The organism is Phycisphaeraceae bacterium (assembly GCA_019454185.1).
In the GTDB taxonomy this organism is placed as follows: Bacteria; Planctomycetota; Phycisphaerae; order Phycisphaerales; family UBA1924; genus JAHBWV01.
Window position 1 is genome coordinate 3298776 of the sequence record CP075368.1, and the last position, 18160, is coordinate 3316935.

At 67.4% G+C, this 18160-nt stretch carries 15 protein-coding genes; 5 read left to right on the forward strand and 10 right to left on the reverse strand.

Annotation, left to right across the window (positions count from 1 at the left end):
- Nucleotides 1-10 precede the first annotated feature (10 nt).
- From tmk to KF838_13880, 3 genes are all read left to right on the forward strand, one after another.
- A complete protein-coding gene (tmk, locus tag KF838_13870; GenBank protein ID QYK47865.1) occupies nt 11-703 on the forward strand; it encodes a dTMP kinase in 693 nt (230 codons plus the stop codon).
- Nucleotides 704-842: 139 nt separating this feature from the next.
- Nucleotides 843-2600: a hypothetical protein gene (locus KF838_13875; protein QYK47866.1), complete on the forward strand. Its 1758-nt coding sequence runs from the start codon at nt 843-845 to the stop codon at nt 2598-2600.
- A 2-nt stretch (nt 2601-2602) separates the two neighbouring features.
- On the forward strand, nt 2603-3733 hold the full coding sequence (locus KF838_13880; protein ID QYK47867.1) for an extracellular solute-binding protein: 1131 nt from the start codon (nt 2603-2605) through the stop codon (nt 3731-3733).
- A gap of 17 nt (nt 3734-3750) precedes the next feature.
- Here the strand turns inward: KF838_13880 and KF838_13885 are convergent, their stop codons facing one another.
- Nucleotides 3751-5046: a glycosyltransferase gene (locus tag KF838_13885; GenBank protein ID QYK47868.1), complete on the reverse strand. Its 1296-nt coding sequence runs from the start codon at nt 5044-5046 to the stop codon at nt 3751-3753.
- A gap of 81 nt (nt 5047-5127) precedes the next feature.
- Here KF838_13885 and KF838_13890 point away from each other — a divergent pair, with 81 nt between their 5' ends.
- Entirely contained in the window at nt 5128-6549 is a 1422-nt protein-coding gene (locus KF838_13890) for an O-antigen ligase family protein (GenBank protein ID QYK47869.1), read from the forward strand.
- A gap of 48 nt (nt 6550-6597) precedes the next feature.
- Here KF838_13890 and KF838_13895 read toward each other — a convergent pair whose 3' ends face one another.
- The 9 genes from KF838_13895 to KF838_13935 form a co-directional block, all read right to left on the reverse strand.
- Nucleotides 6598-6900: a zinc ribbon domain-containing protein gene (locus KF838_13895; protein QYK47870.1), complete on the reverse strand. Its 303-nt coding sequence runs from the start codon at nt 6898-6900 to the stop codon at nt 6598-6600.
- An 87-nt stretch (nt 6901-6987) separates the two neighbouring features.
- Nucleotides 6988-7626, reverse strand: coding sequence for a type II secretion system protein (locus KF838_13900; protein ID QYK49841.1), 639 nt, complete (start codon nt 7624-7626; stop codon nt 6988-6990).
- Nucleotides 7623-8270 carry a hypothetical protein gene (locus tag KF838_13905; GenBank protein ID QYK47871.1) on the reverse strand — a complete coding sequence of 216 codons (648 nt, stop codon included), beginning with the start codon at nt 8268-8270 and terminating at the stop codon, nt 7623-7625. Before KF838_13905 ends, KF838_13900 begins: the two co-directional genes overlap by 4 nt.
- 479 nt (nt 8271-8749) lie before the next feature.
- Complete coding sequence (locus tag KF838_13910) at nt 8750-9106, reverse strand: hypothetical protein (protein QYK47872.1); 357 nt, start codon at nt 9104-9106, stop codon at nt 8750-8752.
- A 55-nt stretch (nt 9107-9161) separates the two neighbouring features.
- Complete coding sequence (locus KF838_13915; protein QYK47873.1) at nt 9162-9563, reverse strand: response regulator; 402 nt, start codon at nt 9561-9563, stop codon at nt 9162-9164.
- Between the two features lie 154 nt (nt 9564-9717).
- The gene (locus KF838_13920; GenBank protein ID QYK47874.1) at nt 9718-10869 is read right to left on the reverse strand and encodes a lysophospholipid acyltransferase family protein; all 1152 of its coding nucleotides are present in this window, start codon (nt 10867-10869) and stop codon (nt 9718-9720) included.
- A gap of 148 nt (nt 10870-11017) precedes the next feature.
- Nucleotides 11018-12385, reverse strand: a complete 1368-nt coding sequence (locus tag KF838_13925) for a hypothetical protein (protein ID QYK47875.1) — start codon at nt 12383-12385, stop codon at nt 11018-11020.
- 318 nt (nt 12386-12703) lie between these two features.
- Nucleotides 12704-13264 (reverse strand): LEA type 2 family protein, encoded by a 561-nt coding sequence (locus KF838_13930; protein ID QYK47876.1) that lies wholly within the window; start codon nt 13262-13264, stop codon nt 12704-12706.
- Between the two features lie 58 nt (nt 13265-13322).
- The gene (locus KF838_13935) at nt 13323-13763 is read right to left on the reverse strand and encodes a hypothetical protein (GenBank protein ID QYK47877.1); all 441 of its coding nucleotides are present in this window, start codon (nt 13761-13763) and stop codon (nt 13323-13325) included.
- A 130-nt stretch (nt 13764-13893) separates the two neighbouring features.
- Here KF838_13935 and KF838_13940 point away from each other — a divergent pair, with 130 nt between their 5' ends.
- On the forward strand, nt 13894-18156 hold the full coding sequence (locus tag KF838_13940) for a PQQ-binding-like beta-propeller repeat protein (protein ID QYK47878.1): 4263 nt from the start codon (nt 13894-13896) through the stop codon (nt 18154-18156).
- Nucleotides 18157-18160 lie beyond the last annotated feature (4 nt).

The following is an 18160-nucleotide window of genomic DNA, read 5'->3' on the forward strand; positions in this document are numbered from 1 at the left end:
ACTCGGCCCCGTGCCCGACACCACTTTCCTCAGGCAACTCGGCGGCAGGTTCATTGTCCTTGACGGGCCGGACGGCTCGGGCAAGTCCACGCAGTATCGGCGTCTGGCGGACGACGCTTCGGCGGCGGGCGTGGCGGTGTGCGAGGTGCGCGAGCCGGGGGGGACGCAGGTCGGGGAGCAGATTCGGAGCATCCTGCTCGATCGATCGAGCGAGATGACGATGCTGTGCGAGATGATGCTGTACATGGCGAGCCGCGCCCAGTTGATGGAGCAGCGGGTGTTGCCGGCGGTGGCTCGGGGTGAGTTGGTTCTGGCGGATCGGTTTCTCTCGTCGACGCTGGCGTATCAGGGGAGCGCGGGGGGATTGCCGGAGGCGGACATTCTGGCGGTGGGGGATGTTGCGACGATGCGCAAGAAGCCGGACCTTGTGCTGATCTTTGATGTGGATGCGGAGACGGCGGCGCGGCGGACATCTGGGGTGGAGAAGAAGGGGCGGAAGCCGGTGGCGCGTCAGGGGCCGTCGCTGTTTGCGGATCGGATCGAGCAGCGGGGGAACGAGTTTCAGTGCCGCGTGAGAGAGGGGTATCTGGAGCAGGTCTCGAAGTACCCGGATCGGTACGCGATGGTGGATGCGAGCCAGGGTCCGGACGAGGTGTACGCGCAGACGCTGGCGACGCTGCGGCAGCGGCTTCTTGGTGCGTGAGGGTTTCGGATGGGATTCCGCCCCTCAGATTCACCCTCACATCCGCCGATCTTTGTGGATCGTGGGGCGGGGTTGTCCGTATACACTGGTATAAGGTGGGGGTGGTCATTGCGGCGGTGGTGCGCGCTCGGAGGATCCCATGGACCAGATCATGCGAGTGGTGAAGCAGGCGACGTTCCGGCTTGCGATCATCGAGACGCTGCGTGCGCTGTGCGTCACGATCACGCTCGGGTTTGCGTTGCTGGTGGTGATCCGGCTGGTGGAGCGTCTGGGCGGGGTGGTGGTGCCGTGGGCGGACATCGTGCCGGGTGTGTTTGTCGTCGCGGTGATCGGTGCGGTGGTGTGGGCGTTTGCGACGCGTTCGCGGCCGATCGCGGCGGCGCGTGAGCTGGATGAGCGTGCGGATCTGCGTGAGTCGCTCTCGACGGCGATCTGTGTGCAGTCGGAGCGGGATCCGTGGTCGCAGCTGATCGTTCGCCAGGCGGCGGAGCGTGCGTCGTCGGTGCGGGTTGCGAGGGCGATTCCGATCCAGACGCCTCGGCTTGCGCCCGCGCCGTTCTGCGCTGCGCTCGCGCTGGCGTTGATCTGGTTCACGGTTCCTCGTGTTGATGCGTGGGGTGTTGCGGCGCGTCGCGACAACTCGGCGCGTGAGGAGCAGCAGATCCAGGAGGTTCGCACGGAGTTTGAGCAGGGGAAGAAGAAGATCGAGGAGATGCTGGCGCAGGCGAACATCAAGCTCGAGGAGGGCGAGGGTGAGAAGTCGGGCGCGGATCGCGAGGCGCCGAAGTCGCTCGAGGAGGCGCGGCGCGAGTCGGTGCGCCGGCTGACGGACATGGCCGAGCGTCTGGAGCAGTTGCGCGCGGGGGAGAAGGGGCAGGTGATGGATGCCCTGAAGGATCGCATGGGGCGGCTCAAGAGCCCCGGCCCCGGCGAGTTGACGGATATCGCGCGGTCGATGGCGCGGGCGAACTTCTCGCAGGCGAAGGACGATCTGGAGAAGTTGGCGCAGAAGCTGGGCGAGAACTCCGAGTTGTCGCCGGAGCAGAAGGAAGAGTTGCGCAAGCAACTGGAGAACATGTCCGGGCAGTTGTCGAAGCTCGCGGCGGATCGCGGGGAGTTGTCCAAGGCCCTTGAGCAGATGGGGATGGACGGGCGACTGGCGGCTGATCCCGAGGCGCTGAAGAAGGCGATCGAGCAGGCGGCGAACGAGATGACGCCGGAGCAGAAGAGCCAGCTTGAGAAGATGCTCCAGCAGGCCCAGGCGCAGCAGGAGATGGGTGACAAGCTCGGGAACATGGCGGACGCGATGGCGAAGATGTCGCGCGGGGCTTCCGAGCGGGGGATGACGGGCGAGGGGATGCAGGGGCTTGAGCAGTTGGCCGAGGCGTTGTCGGAGATGGAGTTGTCGCAAGCGGATCTGAAGGCGTTGGATGCGGCGTTGTCGGAGTGCCGCGGGCAGTTGGCGGGGCAGTGCGACGGGTTGTCGCAGTGCATGGGGGGCGGCAACGGGGAGGGGATGCCGATGATCGGCGAGTGGAGTGCGGGCGAGAGCGACGGGCGGATGGGGCTCGGCTCGGGCGGTCCGGGGCAGGGGAGTGGCGGGGGCGGTCCGGCCGAGGAGCAGATCGACTTTGCGATCGAGAAGCGGAAGGCGAACGTGCAGACGGGTCAGGGGCCGATCATCGGCACGAAGCTGGTGCAGGGGTCGCAGATCCGTGGTGAGTCGGTGGCGGAGTTCTCGGCGGTAGTGGAGGCGAGCAGCCAGGCGGCGGCCGAGGCGCTGGAGACGATGCAGGTTCAGCGTGAGCACCACGACGTGGTGAAGCACTACTTCGGTACGTTGAACGCGAAGGTGAAGGCCGAGCAGGCCGGGGGCGGTTCGAGCGGGAGCAAGTGAAGATGCACGAGCAGGGAGCGGGCGTGCGCCTGACGCGGCGCGGGGCGATGTCGCGGCTGCTGGCGATCGGCGCGGGGGGGGCGATCTCGATATCGGGGCTTGCGTCGTGCCGCAGGGCTTCGCCGGAGGGCGAGGTCTCGCTGTATTCGAGCGTTGACGAGCCGCTGCTGCGCGAGGTGATGGATGTGTACGCGCGTGAGCATTCGGGGCGCGTGCTGGTGGTGGGGGACACGGAGGCGACGAAGACGACGGGGCTGTTGCAGCGGTTGGTCGCGGAGCGTGCGAACCCGCGGTGCGATGTGTGGTGGTCGAACGAGGCGTTCAGCACGATCGGGCTGGCGAGGCAGGGGATGCTGGAGCCGTTGTCGATCGCGTCGGAGCTGCGTTCGATCGGGTGGCCTTCGGAGTTGATCGGCGCGGGTGATCAGTGGGTGGGGTTTGCGCAGCGGGCGCGGGTGATCGTGTACAACACGGCGCGGGTGTCGAGGGACGCGGCTCCGACGTCGCTCTCGGAGTTGCTGCGAGAGGAGTTCCGGGGGCGGGTGGGGATTGCGCGCCCGCAGTTCGGGACGACGCGCGGGCACATGGCGGCTTTGGTCGCGGCCCACGGGGGGGAGCGGACGCGGGCGTATCTCGCGGCACTCAAGGGGCATGGCCTGCGCATCTACGACGGCAACTCGCTGATCGTCCGCGCGGTGGCGCAGGGTGAGATCGATGTCGGCCTGACGGACACGGATGATGTGTTCGCGGGGCAGCGGAACGGGTGGCCGGTGGAGTTCACGCTTGAGCGTGCGGATGATCCGGCGATCGGCTCGGAGATGATTCCGAGCATCGGCCCGCTGGTGATTCCGAACACGGTGGCGCGGATCAAGAACGGTCCGGAGTCCAGGCGTGGAGGCGGCGTGGGGGGGCGTAGCGTGGGGGGGGCGGATGCGCTGGTGGCGTTCCTGCTCTCTGAGAAGCACGAGCGGCTGTTGGCGGCGAGCGAGGCGCGGAACATCCCGGTGCGTCCGGGGCTGGCTTCGAAGGTGGAGACGGTCTCGATCGCGCGTCCGATGGCGGTGCGGCTTGAGGATGTCGAGTCGCGGATCGACGAGGCGCTCGCGATCGTTGCGGAGACGCTCGGCGTCTGAGATGCGTTCGTGCGGCGTCACCGGTCGAAACAGATGCGCTCGAGATGGGCGACCATGGCTTCGGCGCTGAAGCGTGTCTCACAGAGTGTGCGGCCTCGTGCGGCCATGGCGGCGCGCTCGGCGGGGTGGGAGGCCATCCAGAGGATCGCCTGGCGGAGGGCGTTGCGGTCGCCGAGCGGGAAGAGGAGTCCTGTTGAGTCGGGCTCTCCGACGCGCGCGGGGTCGAGGCATGCTTCGCTTGTGCCGTCGACATCGGAGGCGACGACGGGAGTGCCGCTGAGGAGGGCCTGGGGGACGGTGCGTGGGAGTCCTTCGCGGTATGAGGGATGGACGAGGGTGTCCATGGCGCGCATGAGTCCGGGGACGCGATCGGGGGGGACGAGTCCTGTCGCGATGACGCGTCCTTCGAGCCCCATGCCTCGGACGCGGGCGAGGAGGCGGTCACGCCACCATCCGTCTCCGACCCAGAGGAGGCGCCATGAGGGATTGTCGCGGAGGTCGTTGCCGATGGCGTCGAGGATGTCGTCGTGTCCTTTGTGCTCGGCGAGGCGAGCGACGGTGCCGATGACGAAGTCGCTCGGGGTGAGCCCGAGGGATGCGCGGACCTCTTCGCGTGTGTGTCCTGGGGAGGCGTGGAGGAAGGTCTGGGTTTCCATGCCGCTGTAGACGGTGCGGTAGAGCGAGGGTGTGCCGATGCGTCGGGCGAGGAACTCTCTGGTCATGGCGTCGGCGACGGAGAGGATGGCGTGGCACCGGTGGGCGGCGTGGCGTTCGGCGATGGTGTAGATGTGGTTCTTGGCGCGGACGAGTGCGCGGCGGAGGGGCGTGCCTTCGATGGGCATGAACGGCGGGCCGTGGATGGTGTGGATGACGCGGCTCACGCCGGCATCGCGGCGGACCTTCCATGCGGCATCGCGTCCGAGGATGCCCGCCTTGCTGGAGTGGGTGTGGACGATGTCGGGACGGAGCGTGCGGATGAGCGCGACGAGCTGGCGTCGGCAGCGGGCATCGCGGATGGGGCTGAGCTCGCGGACGAGGTCGGGGACGATGTGGATGCCGATGGGCGCGGCGGCGTCGCCAGCGGTTCGGACCGGGGAGAGGCCTCCGACGGAGCGGACGCGCTCGGCGCCTTGGGCGCAGGCGCGGTTGAAGGATTCGACTCGATCGAGCAGGGATCCTTCGGGTCCGTAGATGGGGCCGAAGGCGAGGTGGACGGCGTGGCCGAGCCGGGCCTGTCCCTCGCAGGAGAGGACGGTGTTCTCTTGTGAGCCGCCGAGGATCAGGCGGGTCGAGATGTGGAGGATGGTCGCCACGTGTGAGTGAGAGGGTACCGGGATCGGGTGTGATGGGCGTGCGGGGTTGCGGGCTCGGGCGATTGGGGAGAGACTGGGCGGGTGGAAGTGAAACCGAGCGAACCGAGTGGTGGGAGCGATGGGGCGGGGATGGGGCGTGTGCGCGCGAGGGTGCTCGGGCTTCTGGCGGGTGTGTACTTGTCGCAGAGCGGCGCGGTGCGGGCGCACGCGATGCAGTTCCGGAAGGATGGGCTGGGGCATCGGATTCATACGTGGGTGGCGATGGTGACGCTCGCGGGGATCTGCTCGCGGACGGCAGTGGCGGAGTTTGCGCTGGTGCCACTGGCGGCGTACTCGGCGGTGCGCGTGCTGAACGTGTGGCGGTGCTGGGTGTACGCGGCGTTGTCGCCGGTGGGTGTGCTGATGCTCGCGCTGGCGGCGTGGGCGTGGCTCTCGTTGCTGTGGACGCGCGACATCGGGCAGGGGCTCGACGAGGCGTACAACACGAGGTGGGTGCTGCTGCCGGGGATGTTGTGGCCGGTGCTCGATCAGCGTCGGAAGCTGATCGGCGCGCTGGCGGTTGGGATGATCCTGGCGAATCTGTCGCAGGTGTGGCACGCGATCGGCGTGCGGCTTGACGTGGAGTGGATGCGGTTCCCGCGGATGCCGGATCGCAACAGCGGGTGGTGGCAGCCGGTGGTGGGGGGGGTGATGCTGACGGGCGCGCTTGGGCTGCATCTGCCGGCGGCGGTGATGGGGAGGGGGAGCGTGCGCGTGATCGGGGCCGTGGGCGCGATCGTGACGCTGCTGGGGATCTTCGCGACGGGGACGCGCGGCGCGATGCTGGCGAGCGTCGGGCTGGTCGCGATCGTGTGTGCGGTGGCGGCGGTTCGGGGTGTTCGTGCGGGTGGGTTGCGCCGGCGCGGGGCGTGGGTGTCGGTGGGTGTGGGGCTGGCGGCGGTGGTCGGCGCGGGGGTTGTGATGGGTCCGGGGGTTGTGCGCCGGGTGGAGCAGGCGCGCGTGGATCTGAGCCGCGCGATGGAGGAGAAGGACTTCTACAGCGACACGGGTGGGCGGCTGTTGATGGGATGGAAGGGGATCGAGGCGGCGCGGGCGCATCCGTGGATGGGGATCGGAGTGGGCGCGTACAAGCGGTGGTGCCTGGAGGATCTGGAGCGGCAGGGGATCGATCCGGCGACGCGGAACATCCAGGGGCACGCGCACAACGCGTACATCCATCTTGCCAGTTCGTTCGGTGTGCCGGCGATGCTGGCGGCGATGGTTGCGGTGGTGGGGGCGATTGTGGGCGGGTTGTGCGTGGGGGGGTTGGGCGTGGGGTCGGAGGGGCGATGGCGCTGGGTGGACCCCGGGAGTTATGACGCGGGCCCTGCGTGCGCGATCGTGGGGCTGATGCTGGTTGCGATGTTCGATCCGATCGTGTCGAACATGCAGACGTGCGCGGTGCTGTGCGCGTTGATGGGGTTGTGTGTCCAACCAAGGCCGGGAGAACGCAGAGGAGGGTGAAGTGGCCGGATGCGGCGATGGGCAATAGGCAAGAGGTGATGGGCGGGGTTATTCGTCGCCACCGATTGATTTGGGGCCGCCCTTTCCGGCGACGCGTTCCATGTAGCCCTTGCCCTTGCGTTCGTACTTGGTGAAGCCGAGGCGTTCGAGGTTCTTGTTGGAGAGTTTGCCCTTGGACTTCATCTCGGACCAGTTGCCTGCGATCATGGGTGCCTGGGGGACGCGGCGGACGGGCTCGCCGGTCTCTGGGTGCTTCTTGAGGGCGTCTTCCTTGATGGACTGGACGATCTCGAAGGTCTTGCCGGTGCCTTCGCCCTTTTTGGTCAGGATCTCGTAGACGTAGGTGGGCATGTGGGATGGTATGGGGCGAGAGTGAGTGGAGACGCGTTGCGGCGCACGATCGAGTTGAGCGCGAGTGCCGGGCGTGTGGGCGGACGATCAGAACCTGCGTCGGTATTGGTGGATCCAGCCGACGCTGCCATCGAAGAACACTGCGTTCGTGCCGTACATCTCTGGAGGCGAGTTGGGATGGAACCCATCGGCATCGCTGAAAAGTCGCAGTCCCGGGGGTGGGGAGTGCTCGTATCGCCGTGTCGCCTCGATCGCCAGATCGGGATCGACGCGACGATCGGGCCAGCGCTCCAGATAGGCGCCGACGTCGTAGTCGTAACTGAACCCGTATCGCGTGCCGAAGCGATCATCAGAAGGGCACATGAGGGGAGATCGGCGTGGGTATCGGTCTCCGTCGGGTGTTGAGAAGCCCCCGGTCCAGTCGCGCAGGACATCGTTCAGGAGATCGCCCCTCAGCGCGCGGAGCCGCTCGTCCGGCCGGGATGCGTGCAGACTCGGCTCAACCGGGAGAATGCCGCGGCTCTCCTGGTCCATGTACATCCTGACCGCGAGTCCGAGTTCGCGAAGGTTCGTGAGGCAGACGGCTCGGCGGGCCGATTCACGGGCACCGGCGATGGTCGTGAGCGCGAGTGAGGTGAGGAGCATGATGATGGAGAGCGAGATCATCGCCTCGACGAGGGTGAACCCAGGGGCGGACCGCGCGGATTCTCTCGCGCTCGGATTCATGGAGTTCCTTGGCGCCGCCCGTCAGACTGGAGCGGCGCAGCCGGTGTGGGCTGCGGCTCGCCTGGCAGGGTGATCATCTTGGCGTGCTCCGCGACCTCGGGATGCTCGTCTCGCCTGAGCGCACGGATGGAGGATGCGACCTGTGGGTTGTTGAGCATTCCCGCCTTTATCGCGGCGTTCATCGCGGCTCTTCGCAGTCGCCAATCGGGGCTGTCGAGCGCGTCAGATACGGCCTGTTCGAGGGTCGCGCGAGAATCCGGCGCGAATCGTCCTGTCGCGAGTCGATCCGCCACATACGCGAGCGCCCAGCGGCTGACGACGATGTCGTCGAACCCGTGCACGGTCTCGTAGTAGAGAAGTGCCTCGTCGGGGGCGATCTTGTTCCTGGGTTCGAGTTCGTCGCGCAGGTGGGCAAGGCGGACCTCTGCCTCGGTCAGTTGAACGCCGATGTCGGTTCCCTGTGGTTCTGAGCCGCAGTTCCCGCAGCCGGAGCCGGAGGAAGTGGCGGCGGTGCTCTGGAGCGCGGGGAGCGGGTGGCGATGTGGGCGAACGGTTGTGTTCCAGATGCTCATGGCCAGCGTCGCGGCGGAGACAACGAGCGCGATTGCCGCGAGTGCGACTCCGAAGCGTGTGCCGCCTTTCATGCAGATTCCTCCGCTTTTCAATCTTCATGTATGATAACAAAACACGCCTTTCGGTACAGCACATACCGTAGAAAGGCACTACGAGAACGCTCGCAGCGGCCGGTTGCGCACGCGAGATGCTCGTCGCTCATCGTAAGGATCAGGGATTTGAGGGCGGATCTGCCGGACGGGTATCGCACCAGTTCTGGCAGCCGACTTTGTCCGTGCAGTTGTTGTTGCAGCATGTGTAGCAAGCCACGGTGCCCTGACTCTTTGCGGATTTGCAGTTCTTATCACCGCAGTCAGCACCAGTTTCCATGGTTACAGCGAAAGCAACCGATGAGAAAAGCACTGACACGATACCCGCGACTTTGGTCAGCCCATCACGCTTCATAGCAGATCTCCCTTTACATGGTGTGATGATACAGACGCCATGATAACGGGGGGGGGGCGTGTCAACACCCATATTACTGGCATCGCCGGGCGTCCTGTTGTCCGTATCACATGTGCTGCGCGCCGAAGATGCGTCCGGTGCTGGGGTCTTGCAGGGCCCAGTTCTGTGTGCGGCAGAGGCGCATGAGGACGGGCCAGGCGATGTCTTCTTCGACGACGGTGATGAGGGCCTGGTTGACGAGGTCCTGGCCGCTGGGGAGTTCGACGAGGATGCCGGGTCCGTGGAGGATCTCGGTGCCGAGGGACTTCTTGGTGCCGCCGTCGGGTGCGGTGTTGAAGCGTGCGAGTGTGGCGCGGATGTCCTTTGCGGTTCCGAGCGAGGGCGCGGCGTGTGTGGGGGTGTTGGAGCCGGTTGCGCCGTTCTCGGGTGCGGGAACCAGTACGAGTAGTCGCTTTGACGCCACGTTGTCCTCACGGGGTCTGGGTTGGGGCGATCGCGCGGGGGCGAGCCATTGAGGTTCAGACGCGCTGCTCGTCGGCGCGTCGCTTGAGGAGTTCGACCGCCTTGTCGAGGAGGCGTTCGAGGGGGAAGGGCTTGAGCAGGTATCCGTCAACGCCGAGTGTCTCGGCGTAGGCCTGGTGGCGTTTGCCGGAGTTGGCGGTGACCATGATGACCATGGGGCTGTCGCCCCGTCCTTTGATGCGTTCGAGGACGAGGAAGCCGGAGCGGCTGGGGAGCATCATGTCGAGCACGACGAGGTCGGGCTTGTGTTCGAGGCAGAGCTCGACGCCCTCGTTGCCGTCCATGGCGGTCATGGTGAGCGCGCCCTCTGACTCGAGGGCGGCTTCGATGGATTCGAGGACATCGGGATCGTCGTCGACGATCAGGATTCGGGCGTTCTCGAGGCGTGGTGCCGACATCGTTCCTCTCCGTCATTCCCCGTGGGTTCGTCTCCGGGGTCGGTTGGCCCCATCGCCTGCGATCGGCTGATGGTACGGCGGTTTCGGGGGGCGAGGGGGCAGGAGGTGCTGTGTAGGGGAGCGTGGTGTGTGTGGTGGGGGTGGGGGGGCGGAGTCAGAACCGTTTCTGTTCCGAGGTGCGGAGGATCTGGCGATCGCGATCGGAGCGATCAACGACGGACTGGACGTCGGCATCGCTCATCCACGGGAGGGCGGCGATCTTTCGGCGGAGCGAGTCGGGGAAGGGTTTGTCGTTGCGTTCGTGGGGGGGGCGGCTCTTCCAGATGCGGTGCATCCAGAGGTATTGCTCGGGGGCCCAGCGGACGGTCTGTTCGATGGCGCGTCGGTAGCGCGCGGTGATGTAGTAGAGGGGATCTTCGGTGTGCTTCCAGGTGTCGGGGCCGAAGACGTCGGAGATGCGAACCTCGTAGCGGAGTCCGTCGCGGCTGAACCACGCCTCGCCTCCGAGCTGCGTGCCGTCGTGGGCCGGGGTGGGAGGATCGAGGTCGGTGGCGTTGTGGGCTGGCGGATCGCGGCGGGTGCGGATGCACGAGCCGACGACGATCGTTGCGTCGGTGTGGATGGCGAGGAGTCCGATGGACTTGTAGGTGCTGGCGAGTCGGCCGAAGTAGGGGACGAAGATGCCTCGGTCGCCTGCGTTCTGGTCGGCGACGAAGCCGACGGGCGCACCTGCGGTGATGGTGTCTCCGAGGGAGTTCATGGCTCCGAACTTGTCGACGAGGACGAGGCCTCGTCGCCCGCGCACGTCGCGGACCCACTGGTCGAGGGGTTTCATGTCGAGGGGGCGGTAGACGGCGTGCATGGGGAAGCCGAGGAGCGCCATGATGTAGCCGAGTGCTTCCCAGTTGCCGCAGTGCCCGCAGAGGAGGAGGGTTGGTCTTCCTGAGACGAGGTCGCGGATGGCTCCGAAGACACCGTCGATGCGTGCGTGCCTGACCCATGCGTCTTCGGAGAGGAGGCGCGGGGTGTAGAGGACCTCGACGGCGAGTTCGAAGAGGTGCTGGTAGGCGTGGATGGCGATGCGTTCGCGTCGTTCGGGTGCGGCATCGGGGAACGCCTGTTCGAGGTTCTCGATGGCGCGTCGGAGGCGTTTGCGGTTTGAGGGGAGTCGGGCGAAGCCGGACCCGATGGCGCGTGCAACGCCCATGGCGTTGGATGCGCCCGCGACGAGCGGGAGCGACGTGGCGGCACGCATGGCGTAGTAGAGCGGAATGTGGAGGGCCTGGGGCGGCCCTTTCTTTCCCATGCGGGTTTCTCGCGCGGGTTCGGTCGCGCTGCTTCGGCGAGTGTATGGTCGGGAAGACGGGGCGATCGGGTGGGGCGACTGGGGGAAAGAAAGGACCCCGATTGCTCGGGGTCCGCGTGGGGATCGTGGTGGTGATGGAGGGAAGCTTTCAGTAGCGGCCGATGAGGGTGTAGAGGCGGTTCTCGTTGAGCACGGGGAGCCCGGTGGCGGCGGCCTGGTTCTGCAGGTCGTTGTAGCGCTGGACGGTGCGATCGAGGCGGATGTATTCCTGCATGATCTCGATGGGGGAGCCGGGGCGCGGGGGCGGGGGGAGGATGGGGCGCTCGCCGAGGACGAGGAAGTCGACATCGCCGGTGAGTTCTTCGACGACTTCGCCGCCCCATGCGAGGATCATGGCCTCGATGTCCATCTTCTCCTGGGGCGTGCGTCTTCCGTCGCGGTCGGCGTCGAAGTTGCCCCAGACGAGGAACTTGTAGGTCTTGCGCGGGTCATAGACGGCGTTGGCGATGACGTCGCCCTTGACGACGGGGTTGCCCCTGCTCTCGACGAGGACGCGGCATGCGGAGGAGTTCTCGTCGACGGCGATGACCTCGATGGAGGCCTTGCCTCGGGGGTAGTTGCCCTGGTCGTCGGGGCGGATCTCGGTGGCGTTGTTGTAGACGGCGAAGGTCATGCCGAGGCGGACCTTCTGGTTGCGGCCGAGGTTGATGAAGACGCGCCCGCCCGCGTTGTCGAGCCCGGCGACTTGTCCGTCGACGAGTGCGTACTCGTCCTCGGGCTTGAGGATGTCTTTGTTCTTCTCGCCCCGGAGCTGCGAGACCTGGTTCTGGAGGACGAGGTTCTGATCCTGGAGCTGGCGGATGCGCTCGGAGAGTTTGGCCTCGTTGTCGCGTGAGTCGGTGAGGAGGCGCTCGACGCGTGTGTCCATGTCCTTGCGGGTGTCGTTGATGCCCTCGCGGTAGCTGTCGACCTCGGAGCGGTAGGTGCCGATCTCGGCGTTGAGGGCGGCGACGGCGTTGTTGTGGCTCTGCTGCATTCTGGCGACGCGCTCGGACTCGTTCTGGAGGTCTTCGAGGGCGCGCTGGCGATCGGCATCGGCCTGGGTGACCTCGTCGCGGAGGCGGGAGATCGACGCGTTCTGGTCCTGGATGACCTGGAGGAGCGACGAGCCCTCGGCACCGGGGATTCTGGCGATGCGCTCTTCGAGCTGGGCGACGGTGTCACGCGGCGAGCCGGTGACGCGGCGCATGGTGCCCTGCATGGAGTCCTGCAGGTAGCCGACGACGCTCTTGCGCGACTGGTTCGCAGCGGCCCTGACCGAGCGGATGTCGTCGCGCTCGCGTTCGTCCGGGCGGACGAAGTCGGACATCTGCGCGACGTTCGCGTCGAGTTCGCGTTTGGCGCCCTGGTAGTTGCCGTAGAAGACAACGGTGAGCACGAACAGCGTCAGCGCGAGCACGCCGAGCACCGAAACCGTGACGATCATTCCCACGCCCGCGCCGCCTCGACCCGCCATAGCTGCCTCGCTCCGAAGGAGTTGCGCCGGCGTTCGCGCCGACGTGAAGAACGTTCATGACAGGCGGCCACAACGGATGGCGCGCCTCGCGAATCTCACACCGCTCTGGTCCGCGTCCGACACGGGCCTGAGCGAACTGTACGAATCAGATGCGTGGGGGGATCCGTCCCGCCCGTCGTGAACCCGGGCGGTATGTGCCCGAGGGGTGGCAAGTGTCGCGTCAAGAGGCCGCCACGTCAAGGCGTCGAATCCAATCCACCCGTTGTTCAACCGGATGATGATGGGGCAGACGCCCCAGAGAGGGCGCGATCGCGCGGCTCAGCGGGGGGTGGAGAGGGGGGTGGAGGCGAGGGCGTTTGAGGTGTCCGGGTCGGGGGAATGAGTGGGGGTGGTAGGGGGTGTGGGTGAGAGGGCGGTGGTCAGGTCGAGGGTGCCGCTGTCGGAGATGGTGGCCTTCGGACGCCGGATCTCGCGATCGAAGAGGATCTCGGCGAGTGCTCCGGGCATGAGATAGGTGATGGTGCCGTTGAGATTATATGGTATTTGTAAGGAAGAGGGCATGTCCTCGGCGGGGATGACGACCGGGAGTGCGAAGCGTTGGACGCCGTAGCGTCGGAGGGTGGTTTCGGGGGTGCGGATGGCGCGGAAGACCTCTCGGCCTTCGATCGAGAGGGTGTAGTTGGCTTCGAAGAGCGGGACTTCGCGGCCGTTGGGGTTGGCGGCCTCGATCTGGAAGAGGAACTCGCTGGCGCGTTCGTTCTGCTCGCGGAGCTGGACGCCAGTGACTTTGAAGGTGGGTGGCTTGGAGGATGAGCAGCCGGTGAGAAGGAGGAGTGCTGCTGCGAGGAGCGGGATTGTGTGGAGTCGGATGGAGATCATCGCCGGAGAGGGTACCACGCCCGATGGTTCGGGGCGTGAGCCGGCGAGATGGCCCGTGTTACTTGTCTCTGGGCCCGATGGAGACGAAGTCGGTGAGGTTGTGCTCGTCGATGAGGGCGAGTGCGGTGGTGAGTTCCTGGGCGTTTGAGTTGTACTCATCCCAGCGGAAGAGGAGCCAGACCATGACGAGTGCGCAGGTCCATGCCGCGATCTCTGCGCTGGGTCGTGTTCGTGCGCGGATGAGGACGAGTGCGAAGAGGATGATGGTGAGCGACCTGAACGCAACGACGACCCACGGGCAGTTGTAGAGCATGAGCGCGCGTGCGAGCGGGTTTGCCTCGTGGAGCCCGACCGAGGTGGCGTGGATGAGTGTCATGTAGAGGTCGGCGAAGGCGACGGTGACGGTGAGCCCGACGAGCCAGAGGACGCGGGAGGCGCGAGTGCCCGCGGGGCGGCTCGCGACGGGCGGGTGCGGCAGTGGCTGGGCTGCGCGGGTCACGATGAGCCATTCGGGCGGTCGGGAGTCCGGGTTGAGCGATCCGTCTCAGGGTGGCCTGCGGAGATTCCGATGGGATGATCTAGCGTTGTGGCGGGGTCTGTGTCGGTGTGTGAAGAGGAGGACTGAAGGCGTGCGAGGTCCGATAGCCGCAGTGTTGATCCTGATCGGGGCTCTCTCGGCGAGGCCTCAGGGGGTCAACCCGGTGTATGTGGACGACTCGACGGCGGCCCGCGACACGCTGGCGCGGCTTCTGGATCTGGTCGCGGTGGGGAACCTGGGCGAGTCGGTGCGTTCGTTGCAGCGGCTTCTTGATGGCGAGGCGCATCGCGCGCTGGAGCTGCCCGGGGACTCGGAGATCTTTGTGACGGTGCGTCGGCGGGTTCACGATGCGCTGCGCAGCGATGCGGCGTTGCTGGACATGTATCGGCAGGTGCAGGGGCCGGTGGCGGATCTGCACCTCTCGCGCGGCGAGCATGCACGGGTCGAGACGTCGTATTTCCTGACGAGCGCGGGGGCGATCGCGACGCTGCGGGTGGCGCAGTCGCATCTTGAGGCGGCGCGGTTCGAGGCGGCGCGGATCTCTCTCGATGCGCTCTCGGATCATCCGGACGCGAGGGCGGCGAGCGTGGCGGGGCCGGCGGCGGCGCTTGCGGCTCAGGTGGCGCGGTATCTGGATCGTCCCGAGGTGTGGGCGTGGGCGGGCGCGTTTCGCGCACGAGCGGGGCTTGATCCGGGTGTGCGGGGGAGCGTGATCGATGCGCCGCAGGGGTTGTTTGAGCGGCACTCCTCGGCGTTGACGCGCGGGGAGCGGCCGGTGATCGGCGACATGGTGTGGACGCCGATTCGTTCGGCGCCGTTTGCATCGCGGGTCGCGGAGGAGCGTGCGGGCGCGCTCGACGCGGTGCGTCGTGCGGCGGGGCAGCAGCCGATCGTCGAGCCGGCGTGGGCGTTTCCCGCGATTGTCGGGGAGATGGTGTACATCAATGACGGGGCGACGATCGCCGCGCTGGATCGATTCACGCTTGAGGAGCGTTGGCGGACGCGCCCGATGGATGCGCAGGGCCGGTACGAGCCGCTGGAGTTTGGTCGGCGTCCGAATGAGCGTGCGTACTCGCGTGGATTCGATGATGGGAGTTCGGTTCTCCTGACGCGCGGGGTCGTGCTGGCGACGACGGGTGTGGCGACGGGCAACGGGCGTTCGGGGGATCCGCGTGTGCACGCGATCGATCGGGCGACGGGGCGGGTGATCTGGTCGGTGGACGTGTCGGATCTCGATCCGCAGTTGTCGGGCGGTTCGGTGCGCGGGCCGCTGCTGGTGGACGGCACGACGGTGATCGTGAGTGTTCGCAAGCACGTGCCGCAGAGGCGGCTGATGTCGGTTGCGCTTGTGGGGCTGGATCTTGAGGACGGGAGTCTGCGGTGGGCGACGACGATCGGGAGCGCGGGGATCCAGACGACGAGCCGCGGGGGGCGATCGGCGGAGGGCGCGACGCTGCATCGCGGGATCGTGTATCGAACGGACGAGGTCGGCGTGATCAGCGCGGTGGAGGCGTCGAGCGGTCGGATCGTGTGGATCCGGCGTGCGCCTTCTGCGGCGTTGATGAACACGATGATGGGTTGGCCATGGGGGACGGTGATCCCGATCATCGACGAGGGGGCGGACGGGTCGGCCGGGGGTCTTGTGACGCTGACGCCCGATCGGCTGGATGTGGTGCGTCTGGATCTTCGCACGGGACGCCTGCTTGCGAGCCGCTCGTCGGGCTCGCTGGAGCAGCCCCGGTATCTGGTGCGGATCGGGCGTGATCTTGCGGCGATCGGGGACCGCCGGATCGCGTTCGTTGACTTTGCGATGTTCGAGAGCGCGCCGGTGCGGACGAGCGGTGCGTTCGAGGGGGACTCTGGGGCGATGTCTGGCCGCGCGTTCGACGCGGGGGGCCTGCTTGCGGTGCCGACGCGTTCGGGGTTGACGCTGATCGATCCGGCGAATCCACGCGAGCCGATCGTGGTGCCACTGGAGCGGAGCGGGAATCTCGCGATCGCGGGTGGGCAGGTGATCGTCGCGGATCACCGGGAGTTGCACAACTATCTGGTGTGGGACGTGGCGTCGGCGATGCTGCGCGAGCGGATGGAGCGTGCGGGGGATGATGCGAGTCCGGCGATCACGTTCGCGGGTCTGGCGTCGCGTTCGCGGCGGTGGGAGGACGTGGCGCCCGCGCTCGATCGAGCGATCACGATTGTTGAGCGCGGCGCGGGTTCGCCCGTGGTTGAGCCGGCCCGTGTGAGGATCGTGACGCTGCTGGGCTCGCTGCTGGGCGCGAGCGCGATCGGGTGGAACGTTGGGAGTGCGTCGGCGGATGTGCCGGGCGCGACACCTCGGATCGATGATCTGGCGTTGCTGGACGTGCTGGTGGATCGTCTCGGGCGTGTCTGCTCATCGCCGGAGGAGCAGGTGCTGCACGCGATGATGCTCGGGCGTCTGCGGACGGGTCAGTCGCGGATCTCGGAGGCGATCGAGGTGTACCAGCGCGTGCTGGCGGAGCCGGTGCTCGCCGAGGCGACATACCGGACGCCGGGGCTCTCGCTGCGTGCGGCGACGGAGGCGACGGTCCGCCTGCGCGAGGTGTTGCAGGTGGCCGGGCCGAGGGCGTATGACGCGTTTGAGTTGGAAGCTCGGGGCGCGGTGGCGCAGTCGTCGGGCGATCCGGCGCGGCTGCGTGCGACGGCGGACAGGTATCCGGCGTCGGCGGCGTCTGTGGGCGCGCTGCGTCGCGCGGCGACGGCGCGGCTCGCGGCGGGCGATCGACTCGGGGCGATCTCGGATCTGCGGAGCGCGGCGGGGTTGATCGACTGGGCGATGCTCACGGGCGTGCCGATCGATGTCGCCGAGGCGTCGGAGGTTGCGGGGTTGCTTCTGGTGACGCTCGCGGATGCGGAGCAGGTGGATGCGCTCGCAGCGACGCGTGATCGGGTGCGGCGCTGGGGCGGGGTCGTGCCGGTGGCGCAGGGGCGGGGGGTGGATGCGGAGTCGGCGGTTCGCGAGGCGAGCGCGCGGGCGGCGGAGCGGTCGCGTCTGGCGCGGGTCGGAGCGCCGGCGGGTGCGGATGTTGCGCAGGCGCTGGTCGGGTGGACGCTGGCGCGATCGATCTCGGCGGAGCGGGACGGCTCGCCGACGGTTGCGTTGCTTGTGGCGGCGGATGGGCGGGCGATCGCGGGGTATGGCACGCTGGAGTCGGGATCGGGCGTGGAGCAGCTCTGGAAGCGCGACTGCGACGCGGCTCCGCGGGTGCTCTGGCACGATGCGCGCGCGATCTATGTTCAGTGGGGCGGCCTTGAGGGGGGCACGATCGAGCGGATCGATCCGAGAACGGGCGAGGGTGTGTGGGTGTCGCCGACGCTTCGCACGCTCTTTCCGCTGGATGCGCTGGCGCAGCGTCGGTTGCTCGATCCGATCGGCAGGCCGCAGACGATCCCGACGCCGACGGCCGGACCGGTTGCGTTGACGGATCTGCTTGTTGCGCTCGATGGCGGAACGCTCGCGCTGGCGGAGCGTGGCGGCCGGATCGCTTCGATCGACGCGGCGACGGGTCGGGTTCGTTACACGACGCGCACGGCGGTTGATCGCGTGTATGAGGTTGCGCTCGGGGGTGGGATGTTGCTGGTGGGCGGGGCGTCGGAGCGTCAGGCCGCGCTGGATCAGCCAGTGGAGCTCTCGCCGGTGCTGGCGGCTCTGGATGCGAGCACGCTGCGGACGCTGAGCGTGTCGCGGGATCTGCCGGGTGATGTCGCGTGGATGCGCGTGGACGGGAACGCGAACCTCTTGGCGGGATTCGACGAGGGGATCCTGTCGATGGCTCCCGAGAGCGGGCGGCGGAACTGGGTCCGGTTCAGGGATCCAGCGGATCGCTTTGTGGATGCGTGGGTGCTGGGGCGGAGCATCTTCCTGATGGATAATGCGCGGCTGATCTGGATCGCGGACGGGGCGACGGGCCAGATCGCGGATGATCCGCTGCGGACGGATGATCGGCTGAGCACGCGTCAGCGGATTGTGGGGCGGGTTCTGGGTGATCGTGTGGCGTTTGTCTCGGCGCGGGGCGTTGTGATCTATGGGGCGGACGGGAGGCGGATCGGCTCGGACGCGATCGGGGCGATGGACTCGCTGATTCCCGCGAGGTTCTGCGCGGATGTGCTGGTGACGATCGACACGCGCGCGACGGAGTCCGCCGAGGGGAGGCGGACGTACACGCTGAGCGTGATGGACAACACGAGCGCGCGGCTGATCGCCTCTCGCGAGATTGCGCTGCTCGTCCCTCCGGACGGGCTGGGCGTGTTGGACGGGCGGATCCTTGTGAGCGCGGGGGGCGTGACGATGGTGATCGGCGCGCCCGCGCCGTGAGCCG